14 protein-coding genes and 2 pseudogenes are annotated in these 16,839 nt (G+C 41.1%); 6 read left to right on the plus strand and 10 right to left on the minus strand.

Going from position 1 to position 16,839, the window contains the following annotated elements; translation table 11 throughout:
• Positions 1 to 137: 137 nt before the first annotated feature.
• The 4 genes from FTU62_RS03455 (at position 138) to FTU62_RS03470 (ending at position 6,134) form a co-directional block, all read left to right on the plus strand.
• On the plus strand, positions 138 to 2,969 hold the full coding sequence (locus FTU62_RS03455; RefSeq protein ID WP_180101836.1) for a ribonucleoside-diphosphate reductase subunit alpha: 2,832 nt from the start codon (positions 138 to 140) through the stop codon (positions 2,967 to 2,969).
• A 439-nt stretch (positions 2,970 to 3,408) separates the two neighbouring features.
• Positions 3,409 to 4,692 carry a ribonucleotide-diphosphate reductase subunit beta gene (locus tag FTU62_RS03460; RefSeq protein ID WP_078191110.1) on the plus strand — a complete coding sequence of 428 codons (1,284 nt, stop codon included), beginning with the start codon at positions 3,409 to 3,411 and terminating at the stop codon, positions 4,690 to 4,692.
• A gap of 169 nt (positions 4,693 to 4,861) precedes the next feature.
• Complete coding sequence (locus FTU62_RS03465; RefSeq protein WP_078192309.1) at positions 4,862 to 5,470, plus strand: DUF805 domain-containing protein; 609 nt, start codon at positions 4,862 to 4,864, stop codon at positions 5,468 to 5,470.
• Positions 5,471 to 5,534: 64 nt separating this feature from the next.
• The gene (locus FTU62_RS03470) at positions 5,535 to 6,134 is read left to right on the plus strand and encodes a DUF805 domain-containing protein (protein ID WP_180101837.1); all 600 of its coding nucleotides are present in this window, start codon (positions 5,535 to 5,537) and stop codon (positions 6,132 to 6,134) included.
• Between the two features lie 40 nt (positions 6,135 to 6,174).
• Here FTU62_RS03470 and FTU62_RS17330 read toward each other — a convergent pair whose 3' ends face one another.
• Together FTU62_RS17330 and FTU62_RS03480 are read right to left on the minus strand one after the other, a co-directional pair.
• The gene (locus FTU62_RS17330; RefSeq protein WP_228144741.1) at positions 6,175 to 6,588 is read right to left on the minus strand and encodes a TM2 domain-containing protein; all 414 of its coding nucleotides are present in this window, start codon (positions 6,586 to 6,588) and stop codon (positions 6,175 to 6,177) included.
• Between the two features lie 93 nt (positions 6,589 to 6,681).
• Complete coding sequence (locus FTU62_RS03480) at positions 6,682 to 7,851, minus strand: low temperature requirement protein A (protein ID WP_180004737.1); 1,170 nt, start codon at positions 7,849 to 7,851, stop codon at positions 6,682 to 6,684.
• Positions 7,852 to 8,446: 595 nt separating this feature from the next.
• Between FTU62_RS03480 and FTU62_RS03485 the strand changes: the two genes are divergently transcribed.
• A complete protein-coding gene (locus tag FTU62_RS03485; RefSeq protein WP_180101838.1) occupies positions 8,447 to 8,599 on the plus strand; it encodes a hypothetical protein in 153 nt (50 codons plus the stop codon).
• Between the two features lie 28 nt (positions 8,600 to 8,627).
• On the opposite strand, the gene FTU62_RS03490 is transcribed toward FTU62_RS03485, so the two are convergent.
• Positions 8,628 to 9,299 carry an HAD-IA family hydrolase gene (locus tag FTU62_RS03490; RefSeq protein ID WP_180101860.1) on the minus strand — a complete coding sequence of 224 codons (672 nt, stop codon included), beginning with the start codon at positions 9,297 to 9,299 and terminating at the stop codon, positions 8,628 to 8,630.
• A gap of 98 nt (positions 9,300 to 9,397) precedes the next feature.
• Between FTU62_RS03490 and FTU62_RS03495 the strand changes: the two genes are divergently transcribed.
• The gene (locus tag FTU62_RS03495; RefSeq protein WP_078192312.1) at positions 9,398 to 10,165 is read left to right on the plus strand and encodes a hydroxymethylpyrimidine/phosphomethylpyrimidine kinase; all 768 of its coding nucleotides are present in this window, start codon (positions 9,398 to 9,400) and stop codon (positions 10,163 to 10,165) included.
• 79 nt (positions 10,166 to 10,244) lie between these two features.
• Here FTU62_RS03495 and FTU62_RS17335 read toward each other — a convergent pair.
• The 7 genes and pseudogenes from FTU62_RS17335 to FTU62_RS03535 form a co-directional block, all read right to left on the minus strand.
• Positions 10,245 to 11,297, minus strand: a pseudogene (locus FTU62_RS17335) (DUF1176 domain-containing protein).
• Between the two features lie 90 nt (positions 11,298 to 11,387).
• On the minus strand, positions 11,388 to 13,823 hold the full coding sequence (locus tag FTU62_RS03510) for an AI-2E family transporter (RefSeq protein WP_257223043.1): 2,436 nt from the start codon (positions 13,821 to 13,823) through the stop codon (positions 11,388 to 11,390).
• A 137-nt stretch (positions 13,824 to 13,960) separates the two neighbouring features.
• Positions 13,961 to 14,407 carry a nuclear transport factor 2 family protein gene (locus FTU62_RS03515; protein WP_218948040.1) on the minus strand — a complete coding sequence of 149 codons (447 nt, stop codon included), beginning with the start codon at positions 14,405 to 14,407 and terminating at the stop codon, positions 13,961 to 13,963.
• A 25-nt stretch (positions 14,408 to 14,432) separates the two neighbouring features.
• A complete protein-coding gene (locus tag FTU62_RS03520) occupies positions 14,433 to 15,116 on the minus strand; it encodes a DUF2939 domain-containing protein (protein ID WP_180101840.1) in 684 nt (227 codons plus the stop codon).
• 238 nt (positions 15,117 to 15,354) lie between these two features.
• Positions 15,355 to 15,639: pseudogene (locus FTU62_RS03525) on the minus strand (YegP family protein).
• 271 nt (positions 15,640 to 15,910) lie between these two features.
• The gene (locus FTU62_RS03530) at positions 15,911 to 16,273 is read right to left on the minus strand and encodes a 5-carboxymethyl-2-hydroxymuconate Delta-isomerase (RefSeq protein WP_180101841.1); all 363 of its coding nucleotides are present in this window, start codon (positions 16,271 to 16,273) and stop codon (positions 15,911 to 15,913) included.
• 162 nt (positions 16,274 to 16,435) lie between these two features.
• Complete coding sequence (locus FTU62_RS03535) at positions 16,436 to 16,777, minus strand: zinc ribbon domain-containing protein YjdM (RefSeq protein WP_180034545.1); 342 nt, start codon at positions 16,775 to 16,777, stop codon at positions 16,436 to 16,438.
• Positions 16,778 to 16,839: the final 62 nt, after the last annotated feature.

Below are 16,839 nucleotides of genomic sequence, written 5' to 3' on the forward strand. Positions count from 1 at the left end.
AATTTTCCCGTATCTTGTGTTCAATAAATTTTTAAACCACTAGGTCTTGTGTTTAAACCTCAAACACTGTGGCATAAAAATTGCCCAGTTCAAACGGTCCTAACATAAAAATAGATGACAAATGGAGCTATGCTAGCATGAGCGTAACGAATTCAACCCCTGGTCAAATTCAGGTGATTAAACGCACCGGTGACGTTGCACCTTTTGATGCAGAAAAAATCTCTGTGGCGATTGGTAAAGCGTTCTTGGCCGTTGAAGGCCAGCAAAGCGCTGACTCCAGCCGTATTCATGACCGTATCTCTCAATTAACTGAGATGGTATTGAATACCTTTAACCGTCGTTTACCTTCTGGCGGTACCATTCATATTGAAGAAATTCAGGATCAGGTTGAACTTGCGCTTATGCGTACAGGTGAGCAAAAAGTTGCTCGCTCTTACGTGATTTACCGCGAACAACGTGCCGAAGCTCGTAAACAAACTGGTGCTCACCACCACCCTACTTTACAAGTGACAGGTTCAAACGGTCAGCTTAAACCGCTTGATCTTGGCGCACTTGAGGCAAATATTGTTAAAGCAGCTGAAGGTTTAGAAGGCATCGATGTTCGAGCGATTATCGATGAGACTGTAAAAAACCTTTATAACGGCGTAAAAGAGTCAGACATCTCAACGACCATGATGATGGCTACTCGTACACGTATCGAACAAGAACCAAACTATACATATGTGACTGCGCGTTTATTGCGTAACGACCTTGTTGCTACAGGGTTAGAGTTCTTAGGTTTAGATAGTGACACGAATGAAGGCGACGCTTTAGAAACTTTCTTGAAGAAAGGTATCGAGCTTGATCTTCTTTCTCCAGAACTACTTAACTTTGACCTTGCAAAATTGGCTGCTGCGATTCAACCAGAACGCTCAAACCAATTTACTTATTTAGGTCTACAAACCTTATTTGACCGTTACTTCATCCACTCAGATGGTGTACGTTTCGAATTACCACAATTATTCTTCATGCGTGTTTCAATGGGTCTTTCATTGAACGAAGCAAACCGTGAAGAACGTGCAATCGAATTCTATAACTTATTGTCTAGCTTCGATTACATGGCGTCTACGCCTACTCTATTTAACTCTGGTACTTTACGTCCACAGTTATCTAGCTGTTACTTAACAACGATTTCAGATGACCTTTACAACATTTATGGCGCAATGCGTGATAACGCAATGTTGTCTAAATGGGCGGGTGGTTTAGGTAATGACTGGACACCAGTTCGTGCGCTTAACTCGTACATCAAAGGTACAAATGGTAAGTCACAAGGTGTTGTACCGTTCCTTAAAGTTGCCAACGATACTGCTGTTGCAGTCAACCAAGGTGGTAAACGTAAAGGTGCAGTATGTGCATACCTTGAAACTTGGCACTTGGACATCGAAGAATTCCTAGAACTTCGTAAGAACACAGGTGATGACCGTCGTCGTACACACGACATGAACACAGCGAACTGGGTTCCTGACTTGTTTATGCAACGTGTATTCGAAGATGCTGAATGGACTCTGTTCACACCATCTGAAACACCTGATTTGCATGACCTAACAGGTGCAGAATTTGCTGAACGCTATGCTTACTATGAAGGCATTGCGAAAGAAACCAACATGCTACATAAGAAAGTCCGTGCGAAAGACTTATGGCGCAAAATGTTGTCTATGTTGTTTGAAACTGGTCACCCTTGGATCACATTCAAAGACGTATGTAACTTACGTTCACCACAACAACACGTGGGTGTAGTTCACTCTTCTAACTTGTGTACAGAAATTACGCTGAACACGAACGAAGATGAAATCGCAGTATGTAACTTAGGCTCAATCAACCTTGTACAACACGTTCAAGGCGGTGTGTTAGATCGTGAAAAGCTTGCTCGTACAGTTAAAACTGCTGTTCGTATGCTCGACAACGTGATTGACATCAACTACTACGCTGTTCCTCAAGCACGCAACTCGAACTTGAAACACCGTCCAGTGGGTATGGGTATCATGGGCTTCCAAGATGCTTTATACGAAATGAAATTGGCTTATGGTTCTGATGCTGCGGTTGAGTTCGCTGACGAATCTATGGAAGTGATTTCTTACTACGCAATCCAAACGTCTAGCGACTTGGCAGTTGAACGTGGTACTTACGAGACATTTAAAGGTTCACTTTGGGATCAAGGTATCTTGCCAATTGACTCTTTAGATATCGTACAAAAAGCTCGTCCTGACCGTATGTTCGAAGTTGACCGTACAACACGTTTGGACTGGGATACTTTACGTACTAAAGTTCAAAAAGACGGTATGCGTAACTCAAACGTGATGGCGATTGCACCGACTGCAACCATTTCGAACATTTGTGGCGTATCGCAATCAATCGAACCAACATTCCAAAACTTGTATGTGAAATCTAACCTTTCTGGTGAATTCACTGTGATCAACCCGTACCTAGTACGTGCGTTAAAAGATCGAGGTCTTTGGGATTCTGTAATGGTGAACGACCTGAAACACTTCGAAGGTTCGGTTCAAAAAATTGCACGTATTCCTGAAGAGCTTAAAGCAATCTTCGCGACTGCGTTCGAAGTTGAGCCACGTTGGATTGTTGATGCTGCATCACGTCGTCAAAAATGGATCGACCAAGCTCAGTCTCTTAACCTTTACATCTCTGGTGCAAACGGTAAGAAACTTGATATGACGTACAAAATGGCATGGTTACGTGGTCTAAAAACTACTTATTACCTACGTGCATTGGGTGCGACTTCTGCTGAGAAATCAACCATTAACACTGGTGCATTGAACGCGGTTAAGCCTGCTACTGTTGCAGCACCTGTAACTGCAGTTGCAAAAGAAGAACCTAAAGCTGAAGTTGCTGCTGAAGAAGAAGGTTTTGGTCAAGCGGCTCCAGTGCCAATGGCATGTTCAATTGACAACCCTGATTGTGAAGCTTGTCAATAAGGAGAGCTTTACAAATGGCAGACTTATCTAACTTTATTTACGCGTTAGCAGCATTAGTAGCTTCAACAGGCTTCTTAGTATTAACCCTAAAAATTGTTGTTTAATTCAGTTATGCCCCACTTGGGGCATAACTTCTGCCATTAAATTAGGAAAAAAGGAAAACCCCCATGCCACATATGACGCATAACTATCAGTTAGGGCTTATTGCTTTGGTGGTTTCTTTTATTTTGACTTTTTATGTCCCGATCGCCTATTTCTGGTTCAAGGCATATAAATCGCGTAATCAAAATAAGTAGTGGGGATATTTACTCTACCGAACACTTTTAGAGCAGTGATCGACAAAACTTAATTTTGCTTACACAAATTGAGCGTATAGTAGGACATCTCAGCGACGCTGGATGTCTATAAAAGATATAAAGCAACGAAGAGAGAACTGTTTATGTCTATCCTAAGTTGGGACGATTTCGAAGATGATGAACCGAAACAAGCTGCACAAGCTCACCAGCCTGCGCCCGTCGAACCGCAAAAAACGACTGATTCGCAAGTGGTATCTAATGCACAGCACTCATCGCCGAATTTGGCAGCTGCACAACCCGCTCGAACCAGTACAAATCGACCAACAGATCCAACCGATCCGTTGGCAAGAGCATCTAACGCTCTAGAAAATCTAGACGTTGCACCTGGCTTAGAAGAGCTAGAAATGGGTGCTCAGCGTGTTCAAGTTGACGATAAAGCGATGATCAACTGCCGCGCTGACTTAAACCAACTTGTACCGTTCAAATACGAATGGGCTTGGCAAAAATATCTAGACGGTTGTGCAAACCACTGGATGCCGCAAGAAGTGAACATGAACCATGACATCGCACTTTGGAAGTCTGAAAATGGCTTAACCGAAGATGAGCGTACCATTGTTATGCGTTCTTTAGGTTTCTTCTCGACTGCGGATTCATTGGTTGCAAACAACTTGGTTCTTGCAATCTACCGTCACATTACCAACCCTGAATGCCGTCAGTACATCTTACGTCAATCATTTGAAGAAGCGATTCACACGCACGCTTACCAATACTGTATCGAATCTTTAGGTATGGACGAAGGCGAAGTCTTCAACATGTACCGTGAAATTCCTTCAGTGGCTCGTAAAGCAGCTTGGGGTCTGAAATATACACAATCTTTAAGTGATCCTACGTTCAAAACAGGTACACCTGAAAACGACCAAATCTTGCTTCGCAACTTGATCGCGTTCTACTGCGTACTTGAAGGTATCTTCTTCTACTGTGGTTTCAGCCAAATCTTGTCTATGGGTCGTCGTAACAAGATGAATGGTGTTGCTGAGCAATTCCAATACATCTTACGTGATGAATCTATGCACTTGAACTTTGGTATCGACATGATCAACCAAATCAAGATCGAGAACCCTCACCTATGGACTGCTGAGTTCCAAGAAGAAATCATTCAAATGATTCTTGAAGGTACAATGCTTGAAATCGAATATGCACGTGACACGATGCCACGCGGTGTATTGGGTATGAATGCAGGCATGATGGAAGAATACTTGAAGTTCATCTGTAACCGTCGTTTGAGCCAATTGGGCTTGCCTGAACAATTTGCTGGTGTGAATAACCCATTCCAGTGGATGTCAGAAATGATGGACTTACGTAAAGAGAAGAACTTCTTTGAAACTCGCGTAACGGATTACCAAACTGGTGGTGCGTTAAGCTGGTAATAAATTTTTCAGCGAAATATCAAAAGCGGAACCAAGTGTTCCGCTTTTTTTATGAAGAATTTCATTCACCCAAGCAAATCTATGCATTTAATTTAATTCATATTCTGCTAATATAAAACGGTATAAAAATACATCAATTAATAAAAATCACATAATAAAAGAGGACAGAATGAAAGGTCAGATTTTAGATTATTCAGTACAAACCAATTCAGGCATTATCAGTGGAGATGATCAAAACCGTTATGAGTTTACAGGTGCAGAATGGCGTGGCCAAAACTCACCTAAACGCGGCGATCATGTAGATTTCGATATCAGTCCAGAAGGTCAAGCTGTTCAAGTATTCAATGCTCTTGGCAGCAGTAATCCTATTCAACAAATTTCACAGCAACTCGATAAAATTTCAAACCAAGACCAAGCTGAATCAAAATTCAACATGATTGATTGGTTTGTCAAATGTCTAAAAAATTATGCCAACTTTACTGGACGTGCACGCCGTAAAGAATATTGGTTTTTTGTATTGGTCTATCTTATCGCAATGATTATTACTCTAATTGTAGATTCCGTGCTTAGAACCAGAGGAATATTCACAGGTATTTTCATCTTAGCAATGGTTATTCCTTCCCTTTCTGTTGCAGTACGCCGTTTGCATGATATTAATAAATCTGGTTGGTATTGGTTAATACAAATGATTCCGCTCGTTGGACCAATTCTGGTTCTAATTTGGCTTGCAACGGAAACCAAACCTGAAGTAAACCAATGGGGACAACCTGCAAAATAAATAAAAAATCGTGGCTACTGTTCATCTAGCCACACTATCAACAGCACATTAACTCAGGAAAAATATGAAAGGACAAATACTAGATTTTTCGATTCAAACTAATACTGGGGTGATTAGTGCTGAAGATGGAAAACACTATCAATTTGCTGGTCATGAATGGCGAGGTCAAAGACCACCTACACGTGAAGAACAGGTTGATTTTGCTTTGGATGAAAGTGGGCAAGCGATTCAAGTCTATATTGCATTACGCCAACAAAGTTTTTCCACCAATACGCGAACAAACTACAGTGAAGAAGAGGAAAACTATGACTTTTTCGCGTGGTCATTCAAACCACTGAAAAAGTTTGCTGAATTTGAAGGACGTGCTCGACGTAAAGAGTTCTGGTTCTTTTGGCTATTTTGTATATTGGTCACTATACTTGCCTCTGTTTGCGATTTCGTAATTGGCAGTGAACCTTGGCTAGAAAATATTACCAATATCGTTTTACTCATTCCTAGCTTAGCTGTTGGCGCACGTCGACTACATGACACGGGACGTTCGGGTTGGTGGCAACTTTTAATGCTCACAATCATTGGGATCATCCCACTGATTATATGGTGGGCTACAGACACCAAAGCCGAGAACAACCAATGGGGTCAACCCGCTAGAGATCTGCAACAATAAAATAAGGCGCACAATGCGCCTTATCTTTTAACACAAAAATTTAGCCATATTTACGTGCAAAATCTTCATCTGAAGTGCATAGATAAATAATAAATTCAATAAAAGCAACAATGGATGGAATAAAGGTCCAACAGAATAGTAGATACACAATCCCCCATCCAATACGACCCAAATAGAATTTATGGATACCAAATCCACCAAGGAAGAATGCTAAGAGTGCAGCAACAATTCGACTCTTTTGACCGTATTGCGTGCCTAAAGCATTCGGCACAGCGACTAAGTAAATATCGGTTGCGTAACCCATTCCACTTGTCTCAAAATCAACAAATTGTCCACGAGCAGGAACAGTTTGTCCTTTCCAATCGCTTCCAGAAAATTGATAACGATTCTGATCATCTCCGCTGATGATGCCTGTATTATTTTGAACAGAAAAATCGAGTATTTGCCCTTTCATATAATCCTCTATGTTTTATCTTTATTTGATGATTCTTGGACGTTATTTTCATCAGCAATATAACGAATTATTGATCAATGTCATATCATTAACTTATCTTGCCAAATAGCATTTTGTAAACATCAAACGCAGTGCATATACCACTGCCATCGCAAATATTGCATAACCTGCGGGTGTGATAAACAACGGAATACACAAAACAATCACCACGGTTAAAGGATATAAAAGTTTTCTAAAACCACTTTGATGATGCAATTCATGGAGTAAATATAAACTTGTCGTATAAATCACGAGGCTGATCGCTACAAAGTAGCTTTCTTTTTCAGAACTAATCAGTGCCTCATGCGAAACCACATCGACTGCGGCAGCTAAACTAGCACCAATCGCCGCGATACTAATAAAGACAAAGAAATGTCCATACCCCCAAGTAAATGCCATTTTTCGGCTATTTAAACGCTCTGCAATACTGGTATCAAAATAAGACCACCACATGGTGAACATCATCATCAGGCCGCCTACCATCAAAAAGATCAGTTCAGTACTAAAACGCTGATTTGTTAATGCATCAGTCATCGCAATCGAACAGCCGACAATAGATTCGCCTAAAACGATAATGGTGAGCAGTGAATATCGCTCTGCAATATGATGCGCATGCCAAGGTGTACGGCTTGCAGCTTCTGCAAAAACTGGCACAGAAAGTTCAGCAATTGCGAGCAAAATGAAAAGATAAACGGTGAAATGCAGCGGTGAAAAATGAAAGAACAGCCACCCGACTTGTACCAGTATGATTCCAAACGCATAGCGTAATGCAGTTTTCCGACGGGACAGATCATGCTTTGCAACGCGAAACCACTGCGTAACTAAGCCTAGACGCATAATGGCATAACCAATCACAATTACGTCAAAATCCTGCTTTTGAAATGCGCTTGGAATACCTGCAGCAATGACCAAAGAACCAATAATCTGTACAAAAGTTAAGATTCGATAGAGCGCATCATCATTATCATATGCTGAGGCAAACCAACTAAAGTTCATCCACGCCCACCACAAAGCAAAAAACACCATGCCATACAGCGTTAAACCCTGAGCTAAATGATTTTCAACAATGGCATGATGCAGTTGCTGCCCTGCGGTTGCGATCGCCACGACAAAGATCAAGTCAAAAAGCAATTCTAAAGAGGTCGCGACACGATGATGCTCATGTGGATCACGTGGGTGCAAAGGTTTGAGCCACTGACTAGGGAATAAAAATGATTTGGACATAGCATTCAGCTTTATTGTTTTCTGTCTGAATTTTTTCAAAAGCCTGAAATAGTTACAAGGTCGATTACATAAATCAGATGAGATACAGTTTTCTAGAAAAGGGATAATGGCTTTAAAAACCTACTTAAGCGTTAGATATTTCAATCGTGGAAGTAAAAATTCAAAGTGACAAAACTGCGAAAGACGTTTAAAACAAAAACTCGATAGATCGATGTGTTTTTTATATCTCAGCTATATTTTTATCTAAATTTTAATGACATACTGCTAGTAATTAAAAAAATAATGAAATCTAAAAGTGATGTTAAAAGAAAAATTAGCGTCTTTTCCTGACGCAGTTTGGGTACAGATCCATTATGATCAAATGCAAGTTTTAACACGTGATCATCAAATTGTAGCTGAACAAAACTGCCCTCTGGCGTTTATATAACGCGGAAGTTTTGTCCGAAACTATCATGTTGCAGAACAGTGCTTCAACCAACTCATACAACAGATCCACTTCAAGTGGTATGAGTTTGGACAGCCGGTTATTTTTATTCAGTTAAAAGAACGCTTAAGTGAAGAAGTCAGCGCGCTCGAGCTACGAGCCATTCAAGAAATGGCACTAAGCGCAAATGCACATTTTGTATTTGTCTACTATAAACATGGCATCGCACTCGAAGCAGAAACCATCCAAAATGATGAGTCTCCTTTGCTCAAATGGTTTTTCTGTGGGGTGATCTTGCTCATTTTGCTGATTATCTTTAAATAATCAGCTTCATTCGCAAGGGTAAATCAAACTACGATACTTTCTGCTGCTGCAATTGCTCAATACTCGAAATCAAATCGTTAAAACGATCAATCACCAAAGCCGGTGCAGCCGTTTGAATTTCTTCTGCGCTACCATAACCATAGCTCACAGCAATACTCGGCACAGCATTACGGCGTGCGCCTAAAATATCGTACTCACGGTCTCCCACCATCACACATTCCTTCGCATCCAACTGTTCTTGCTGCAAAATGTATTCAATTAAATCGCCTTTGTTGGTGCGCTCGCCATTTAGTTCACTGCCATAGATCATAGTAAAATATTGAGCTAAATCAAAATGTTCTAAAATTTGGCGGGCATAGACCGTCGGCTTTGCTGTAGCAACATACAAGCGAAAACCTTGCTGTTGTAAAGTTGCTAGAGTGTCGGCAACCGCAGGATAGACTTTATTTTCAAATAAGCCGGTCACTGCAAAGCGCTCGCGATAACCAAGTAAAGCCTGATCTGCAAGTACATTATGCACATCGACATTGAGGATTTTGGCCAAAGAGGCTTTCAAAGGTGGTCCAATGATCCAATCGATATTGGTCTCATCCGAAATGGGATGTCCAATTTTCGCCAGTCCATAGCGTGCTGAAGTGGTAATGCCAACTTTTGGATCTGTTAATGTTCCATCGAGATCAATCAATATATTCTTAATCACAGCTTTTACCTTATCCATTCACTTCTGCAAAAATACTATCGAGTGTTCGCTCAAAGTTGCCTATACTATCGCAAATTTTGTTTAATAAGGACATCATTGTGCGCCCTACTGTACTGTGCTTTTCAGGTCTTGACCCTTCAGGTGGTGCAGGACTGCAAGCGGACATTGAAGCCATTGGTCAAAGTGGTGCACATGCTGCCATTGCGTGTACAGCGTTAACCGTTCAAAACTCACAACAAGTGTATTCGTTTGAAGCGACCTCTCGTGAGTTATTGCTGGCCCAAGCACATGCTGTCGTCGGTGACCTCCCTATTCGCTGTGTAAAATCAGGAATGCTAGGAACGACTGAAAATATCGCGGCTCTCGCTGAGTTTTTACGTGAACATCCCGAATATCATTATGTTCTCGACCCCGTTTTAGTTGCCAATAGTGGTGGTTCTTTGGGCGATCAAGCAACTTTGGTCAAAGCCTTTGCGGAATTGATTCCGCTTGCCACTGTGCTTACACCTAATACCGTAGAATTACGCGCACTCACAGGTGAAGACGACATATCTAAAGCTACAGCAAAACTTTTTGCGATGGGCGCTCAAGCGGTATTAGTAAAAGGTGGCCATGAAAATACGCCAGACTATATCCAAAACTCGTTGTACATTCAGGGTGAATTAGTCTCTGAAACCCGTTGTCCACGACTAGATGGGGAATATCACGGTTCTGGCTGCTCATTGGCGAGTTTTATTGCTGGGCGTTTAGCCTTAGGTGATGAGCTCAAAGCAGCTGTTCATCATGCCGAAACATGGCTATTTGGTGTGTTGAAAATCGCTGAATCACCTGTTGTGGGCGGACAAAAAATTCCAAAACGTTTTTAGTATTGTTGGTTATTCATGTTAAGCCGATAAAAACTACTTTATATGATTTAAAAGCCCTGTATATCAGGGCTTTTTGTAATTAAGAGTCGAGTTGAACCCAATATACTAAGGTTGGAATTTCCCATGCACCGCCAGCAAATCCTTTGCACTGTGTGGTTTTTGCCATATAAGTTTGGATAAAGCGCTGACCGTTCCACGACCATTCCCCTTTACTTTGACAATCACCAATGCCTCGTCCACGTTGGTTGGAGAAAATTTGTCCTTCACTAAACCCACTTCCAGAAAAGGTCACGGATTGTTTGATTTGCTTTAAGTTACGATCCATCAGCCAATAGCCATTACCACTGTTATATGCCCCACGCCAACATGGCACTTCGACCAAGGCATTTTTTCCATTGATTGGAAACACCACGACTCGATCATCCTCTAAGAAATTTGCATCAAAGAGTTGAGGACAATCTTCTACTGTCGTTTTTTTCTTTATCAATCCAAATAATTGTTTGGCTGTGGGCGCATTGACGGCATACCGTGTTTGTAAGCCCTTACTATAATTTTGAATATACACTTTCGGAATACTTTTCGGTTTGAGTACATTGGCCGAACTGCTATTGGCTTTACGCAATAATGCCGAATTTGTCCCTATGCGCTTTTGAAAATCATCCATACGGAGCAAAACCGCACTAGCGCCCTGCACAGACAATAACCATGTTTTGTTGTTGCCTTTCCACACAATTGGTTGGTTGGCTTGTAAGGCTTGAATCAGTTTTTGAGTTTGAGCTGCACTTAACTGACCTTCCGCAGTTTTGGCATCAAGCTACACAGTTCCCTGATTTTTACCTAAAATGTAAAGTTGAAGTGGTTTTTTTGCCGCATTGAAGGTTTCAGGATCGAGTTTCACTCGTGCGCTGACTTGGGCTTGAGCGCCCGCGGCACGTTGTAATAACAAGGAAATAGCGGGCTGATTGCCCTCCGCTTGATAACCTGCAACGCGACATGTCCCCGTATTATCACAAGCGATTTCCCAATCCTTATGTGAAAAATAATTTCCTTGAATTTGAGCAAAACTCACACTACAACCCAATGCAGCAACGTAGCCCAATAGAAGTTGCCAGATGACATTATTTTTGTTCATGTCTTTGGCTCAAAATAATTATATTAGAGCCATCTTAGAATGCTTTTCATTGAAACTCCAGTTTAAATGGATCTGCTACATAATTTAAATTTATAGAGTTGAATCATTCAGTTGCTGTATCTCCTCACATTTTTTTCGCTTCGCATTTTCATCACTGAGCGTATTCATCAAATCTGCCGCTAGGCCTTTTAAAAGACTCATATCATCATCTGTCATTTGATTCGGCTGCCGATCTAAAACACAAAAACTTCCCAAGGCCACCCCATTACGGTCTCTAAGTGCAACGCCTGCATAAAAGCGAATGCGGTTATGCATCAATTCAGGTAAATGCGCAAAGCGTGGGTCACGTTGTAAGTCTTCAATAATCAAGCGTTCATTTTGATATACCAAATGGCTGCAGATTGAGTCTTGCTTCGACTGGCGCACCTGCATCGGTTGCTCGGTAGCCTGAGCCAAAGGGCTACCTGGAGTATAGACCCAGTCTTGCTTGACCCAAGAAATTTGTGCATATTTCACATCGAAGGCTTGTCGGGCTTCTTCAATATATTGTTCATAAATCGGTAAATTCCGCTCATCCAAAACATTCAGTTCTTCTAATGCTTTTAAGCGCTGTGCTTCAACGCTAGGATCAGGCTCATCCAACCAAGATTCACCCTGCTTCAATTGAAAAGCTTCAATGGTTAATAACAAGTCATTCATATTATTGACTACAGCATCGACGATGAAATTTTCTTTGATCGCATCTAATTGCTTTACTTCATCACAGCTCCACAGTGCAAAAATCAGTTTTTTATCTGGAAACTGTGCCTTAAAAACATGGCTTAAAAGGCGAATTTGAGCTTCTGGTGCCGTATGGAAAATCGAAATACATACGATCTGAATATCCTCTTGGATATCATCTATACTTTGATGCTGATTTTGTATCAATACGTCGCTAAAAGCCTGAGCCGGAATACCGCTTAAGCTTAGGCTATGCGCCAACATAGCAGATACTTGAACATCAATTTCCCAACGTGCCCCGATACATAACACCGCTGCTTTCTGATCCTGCTGTGCCACTGGATATGCCCGTTGAAAACTATGATTAAACAGTTTTAATCCCTGATGTAAACGTAGTCGATGTTCAGCACTGGCCTCGGTGTTGTGGCCTCTCGAAAAAATCCGTATGGCTGGAATCGCGACTTTGGCATAAAACGCATTAACCCGCCGTGCCTTGATTTCATCCGTCGCATCCTTCGGTAACTTTTCAGCAATAAAAGTCTGTGCAACATCCATGGCATCTTGCACATCATCAGCGACTAATCTCTGATAGAAGCGCTCATGCGGTGCCAATGCAGGCGTACTACCGATCAGGGTTTTAATAAAACCTAAGGATGGTACATAGCTCGAAAGCACCAATAAACACGCGGTTAAAGGCGTCGATAAAATCAAACCAATCGGCCCCCACACAGCCGTCCAAAACATGGCAGCAATAATAATGGCTAAGGTTGAAAGTCCGGTACTTTCCCCATATAACCAAGGCTCAATAATATTATTACTGACCAACTCCAAGAGCAAAATTAAACCCACTGTCCATAGCACCATATTCCATGTGGGATCTACCGCAAAAGCCAATGCAATGGGGAAAATCGCAGAAATCATTGGGCCGACATAGGGAACAAAGCGCATCACAATCGCCACCATTCCCCACATAATTGCTGCCGGCACCCCAATAAACCAAAGTCCCAAGGCCATCGGAATACCGTAGGTCACATTGACCATCAGCTGCATACGTAAATATTTACCGATACGATTGGCGGCTTCATCTAGTGCGTCTGTTCCGATATTTAAATTGCCGCCCAGCAGCTTAAGGAAACGGTCATGCAAATCTTTCCGATTGACCAAAATCAGAATCACAAACAAAAATACAATACCCGCGGTTGCCAAAGGATTGAGCACCCGCTCGCTCCAAGCCATGACCGCTTCAGCCGTGGTTTGTTGTTGCCCCACTACTTCAACTTGCTGAACTTTAGGATTTTTCTCTTCAGGTACCACATCATCTATCGAGTTTTCAACAGTATCTATGGTGGTTTTTGCGCCATCCCAAACACTTGGACCGCGTGCAAATTGACGAATAGAATCCATTTTCTTTTGAATCGTACCGTGATATTGCGGTAACTCTTGGCTTAATTGCCCCAGTTGATAACCCAAATAAGAGGCCGCGCCGGACAAAATCGCCAAAGCCAAACCGACCACAATAAATATCGATGGCATCTGTGGTAGTCCCCAACCTCGGAGTTTCATCACCAAAGGGTCAACTAAAAAAGCCAATAAGATTGCGAGTGCCAATGGAATAAAAATATCTTTACCAAGATATAAGGCTGCAATCAGCAAACTGCAGATGATGAATCCTGCCGTGATTCGAATCACTTTATGTAAATCTGCGGGAGGCATTTGCTTCGAGGCGTTCAGGTCTTGTAAGCCTTGCTTTTGACCTGATGGTGATGATTCAAAATCTTGCGCTAATTTATTATTTTTATGATCCATTTTCTTATCCTGAACGATGGTCATTATTTTTTAATTTAGGCTGAAGTTTTAGAACTGCATACGCATTTCATGTAATGATTTGCAAAGAAAAAAACAGAGCGACATGGCTCTGTTTTCATACTGTGTTTTGAGATGAATTAAAAGATAATTACTTTACTTTGATGAGTCACAATATCCACTGGAACAGAAATATGTTGATGAACGATCTTCCATAGAGACTGCGTTTTTTTCATCCCAATGGTGTTACGACACCACGAGATCCCTGGCGTTGGTATCCCACTCTTATCATCAATTTTGGAATAACAGTGCAGAAAGGCAATATCAGGTTCTGCATGGATGACCAGTTCCCGCCTAAACACCTTTAAACCTTCACGAAAATACTCTCTATAAAATTCCCACATTTTTTGATATGCCATTAAGCCCCGCATTTCACAACTGGCATCAAAAAAGTTCACATCTGCTGCGCAGGATTCAGCAATGTTTTCAATTTTCAATTGGCAGATGACCTCATCCCAATTGGCTAAAAATTGCAGAATTTCGTCAGCGGCCTGTTGGTCACCGACTATTTTGATTTTATCTTGCATCTCTGGCACCTATTTCTTTTATTTTTTATGAAGCATTATTCTGTGAGGCGTTTGGAAGTTGAATTTCAACGATCTTCCAGCTCCAACCTCGGCGTTGCATACTAAATACGGTATATGTTGCTTCGCTAAGGCCTTGGAGCGGTACATACAGATCAAATCGATTCCAAGCACTATAGCTTGCTTTGGGTTCAAGGGACTGGCTTTGTTTTAAAGCGACTGTAGTTGGAGTTGCATCCTTTTTGGATGATGTTGATGTATGAGGGTGTTCTGCGACCTTATTTTCAGCATGAGTGAATAGTTCAATCCCTGAGCTAATCATGCTCGGATTGGTTAGTTGGGTTATTTCTGGTAATTGGATCGACTCTTTTAATGCTTTGCCTTGTAAAAGCAGCATGATACTGTTTGGATTGACCAGACTGTCGACCAGCGTTGCACTGATGACTGTGCTGAGCTGCCCACCCCACGACTGAGCGAATTCGGGTAAATGCTGTAGCCCAGTTTTCTGTTGAATGAGGTCTTCAACTTGTGGTTTTAGACTCGATTTGACTGCCGCAAAATCGATATATTGAGCAATTTTTTCAGGTTGATTGTCCTCATAGGCTTGACGTATTTGGTACATTACACAATACGGAGACGCAATCATCCAACCCAAGACGATGATCAAGATCGCAATGAGCCCATAATACAAAATATGATTCTGCTTATTCATCGTTCACCACTCTAGCCAGTGAAGTTGTGGTACTTCCTTGTACCGTTAAATAAGCCTGATCTAGATTGAATAGCATCCAACCTAACAGCGCTTATCTGAGAACCATATAGCTTTTGATCTTGTGATTTTGACGAGCCTTCAGGTTTGTTCATCTCGCTTTGGCTGTCTTAATCAGGTTGTTTCAAATTTAAGCTGTTAATTCTCTAATTTGGGTATTCGCACCATGGGTTTTAACTGACTAAATGCCTTTATCGCGCGATTGCTCACTGGCATAAAATTGGCTGATCCCAATAATATGATGGTTTGCCGCTTTCAGATTGAAATATGGTTTACCATTATTAACATTCAATCGTTCAAAGCGACTATCATCTGCACTGTTGTTTTGTACAGACTCAATCCCATTTTGTGATGATGCTTACACTTTATATAATTCACTCGTTAAAATGATTTCACCGTTCCATGCTTTTAATAGAAAACGAAACTGCTGATCATTAGACTGAGTGATCTCGTACCATCCCGACATATGTTACCCCGTCATTTTCATTTTTTAAGTTTTATTCGATCAGGATTTATTATTGGAAATTGAACCTGATCTACAGAATATAAATGAACCCAGTCACATTTTTCAATGTCTTTTTTGATCAGGGTAAAAGGTTGTAATTTAATCATTAGAAAAAAGATTTTTAATAAATAATTCCAATCAAAAAAAACCGACCGAAGTCGGATTTCATCATTCTTTCATCATGATGTATTTGTGAATAGATGCGCTTTACTCAACGTATTGAATAAAGGCCTTAAGGACTGAGGATCTGCTTTGAATACGTCGCTTTATTCATTTCTAAAATTTCTACACAAAGTTGCACCTCTACTGCTGAAGCTGTGACATGTTGTTTCAACACGTCCAATAGTAACAATGAAATTTGCTTTTGAACTTCAACCGTTCTACCCGTCAATAATGAAACTTTGGCATGCATATACGCATGTTGAGCGTGTTCATCCAAACCCACAACAAACTCTTCCTGAGCGACAGCGCGGCTTTTAATATCATTGATAGCACTAACATGACCCGATTCAAATAAGGCAGTGTTTAGCGCTTTAAGTAAAGGACGAGCCTCAAGCTCAAGGTTATTGGAATATTCCAAATGAATATGCGGCATAGTAAAGACATTTCAAACCCGTAATGCGTCTATTATGCAGGCTGAAAAATAAAATCTATAGCGGATTAGTTATCTATTTCATGTTTAAGTAGACATCCCAAGCCAAGTGTGGCCTTGGCTTAGGATGATTGAAGATTGCTTTAAAGCGAACAATAACGAAACTTAAACTTTTTTCACGTATTCAGATTTGAGTTTCATAGCCCCAATACCATCAATTTTACAATCAATGTCATGACCATCTGTTGCATCGGCTAAAAGACGGATATTTTTAACTTTGGTGCCCACTTTCACCACTGAGGATGAGCCTTTAATTTTAAGGTCTTTCACCACAGTAACCGTGTCACCATCGGTCAATACATTGCCATTGGCATCTTTAATCACTACCTGTTCATCTGCAGCGCTTTCGCCTTCACGCCATTCATGTGAACATTCGGGACAAATCAGTAAATCACCATCATTATAGGTATATTCAGAATTACATTGGGGACAATTGGGTAAAGACATAAAAGACCTCAAAAAAAGATGGACGCAAAAATCCATAAAAACTTAATATAACATTTTTATGT

Source organism: Acinetobacter sp. YH12126, assembly GCF_013418745.1.
Classification (GTDB): Bacteria; Pseudomonadota; Gammaproteobacteria; order Pseudomonadales; family Moraxellaceae; genus Acinetobacter; species Acinetobacter amyesii.

Excerpts from the sequence above, each read along its gene's own strand:
- FTU62_RS03485 (WP_180101838.1), top strand. The coding sequence starts at position 8,447 with ATGGCACTAAGCGCAAATGCACATTTTGTATTTGTCTACTATAAACAT.
- FTU62_RS03510 (WP_257223043.1), bottom strand. The coding sequence starts at position 13,823 with ATGGATCATAAAAATAATAAATTAGCGCAAGATTTTGAATCATCACCA.
- FTU62_RS03535 (WP_180034545.1), bottom strand. The coding sequence starts at position 16,777 with ATGTCTTTACCCAATTGTCCCCAATGTAATTCTGAATATACCTATAAT.
- FTU62_RS03470 (WP_180101837.1), top strand. The coding sequence starts at position 5,535 with ATGAAAGGACAAATACTAGATTTTTCGATTCAAACTAATACTGGGGTG.
- FTU62_RS03530 (WP_180101841.1), bottom strand. The coding sequence starts at position 16,273 with ATGCCGCATATTCATTTGGAATATTCCAATAACCTTGAGCTTGAGGCT.
- FTU62_RS03460 (WP_078191110.1), top strand. The coding sequence starts at position 3,409 with ATGTCTATCCTAAGTTGGGACGATTTCGAAGATGATGAACCGAAACAA.
- FTU62_RS03455 (WP_180101836.1), top strand. The coding sequence starts at position 138 with ATGAGCGTAACGAATTCAACCCCTGGTCAAATTCAGGTGATTAAACGC.
- FTU62_RS03480 (WP_180004737.1), bottom strand. The coding sequence starts at position 7,851 with ATGTCCAAATCATTTTTATTCCCTAGTCAGTGGCTCAAACCTTTGCAC.
- FTU62_RS03465 (WP_078192309.1), top strand. The coding sequence starts at position 4,862 with ATGAAAGGTCAGATTTTAGATTATTCAGTACAAACCAATTCAGGCATT.
- FTU62_RS03515 (WP_218948040.1), bottom strand. The coding sequence starts at position 14,407 with ATGCAAGATAAAATCAAAATAGTCGGTGACCAACAGGCCGCTGACGAA.
- FTU62_RS17330 (WP_228144741.1), bottom strand. The coding sequence starts at position 6,588 with ATGAAAGGGCAAATACTCGATTTTTCTGTTCAAAATAATACAGGCATC.
- FTU62_RS03520 (WP_180101840.1), bottom strand. The coding sequence starts at position 15,116 with ATGAATAAGCAGAATCATATTTTGTATTATGGGCTCATTGCGATCTTG.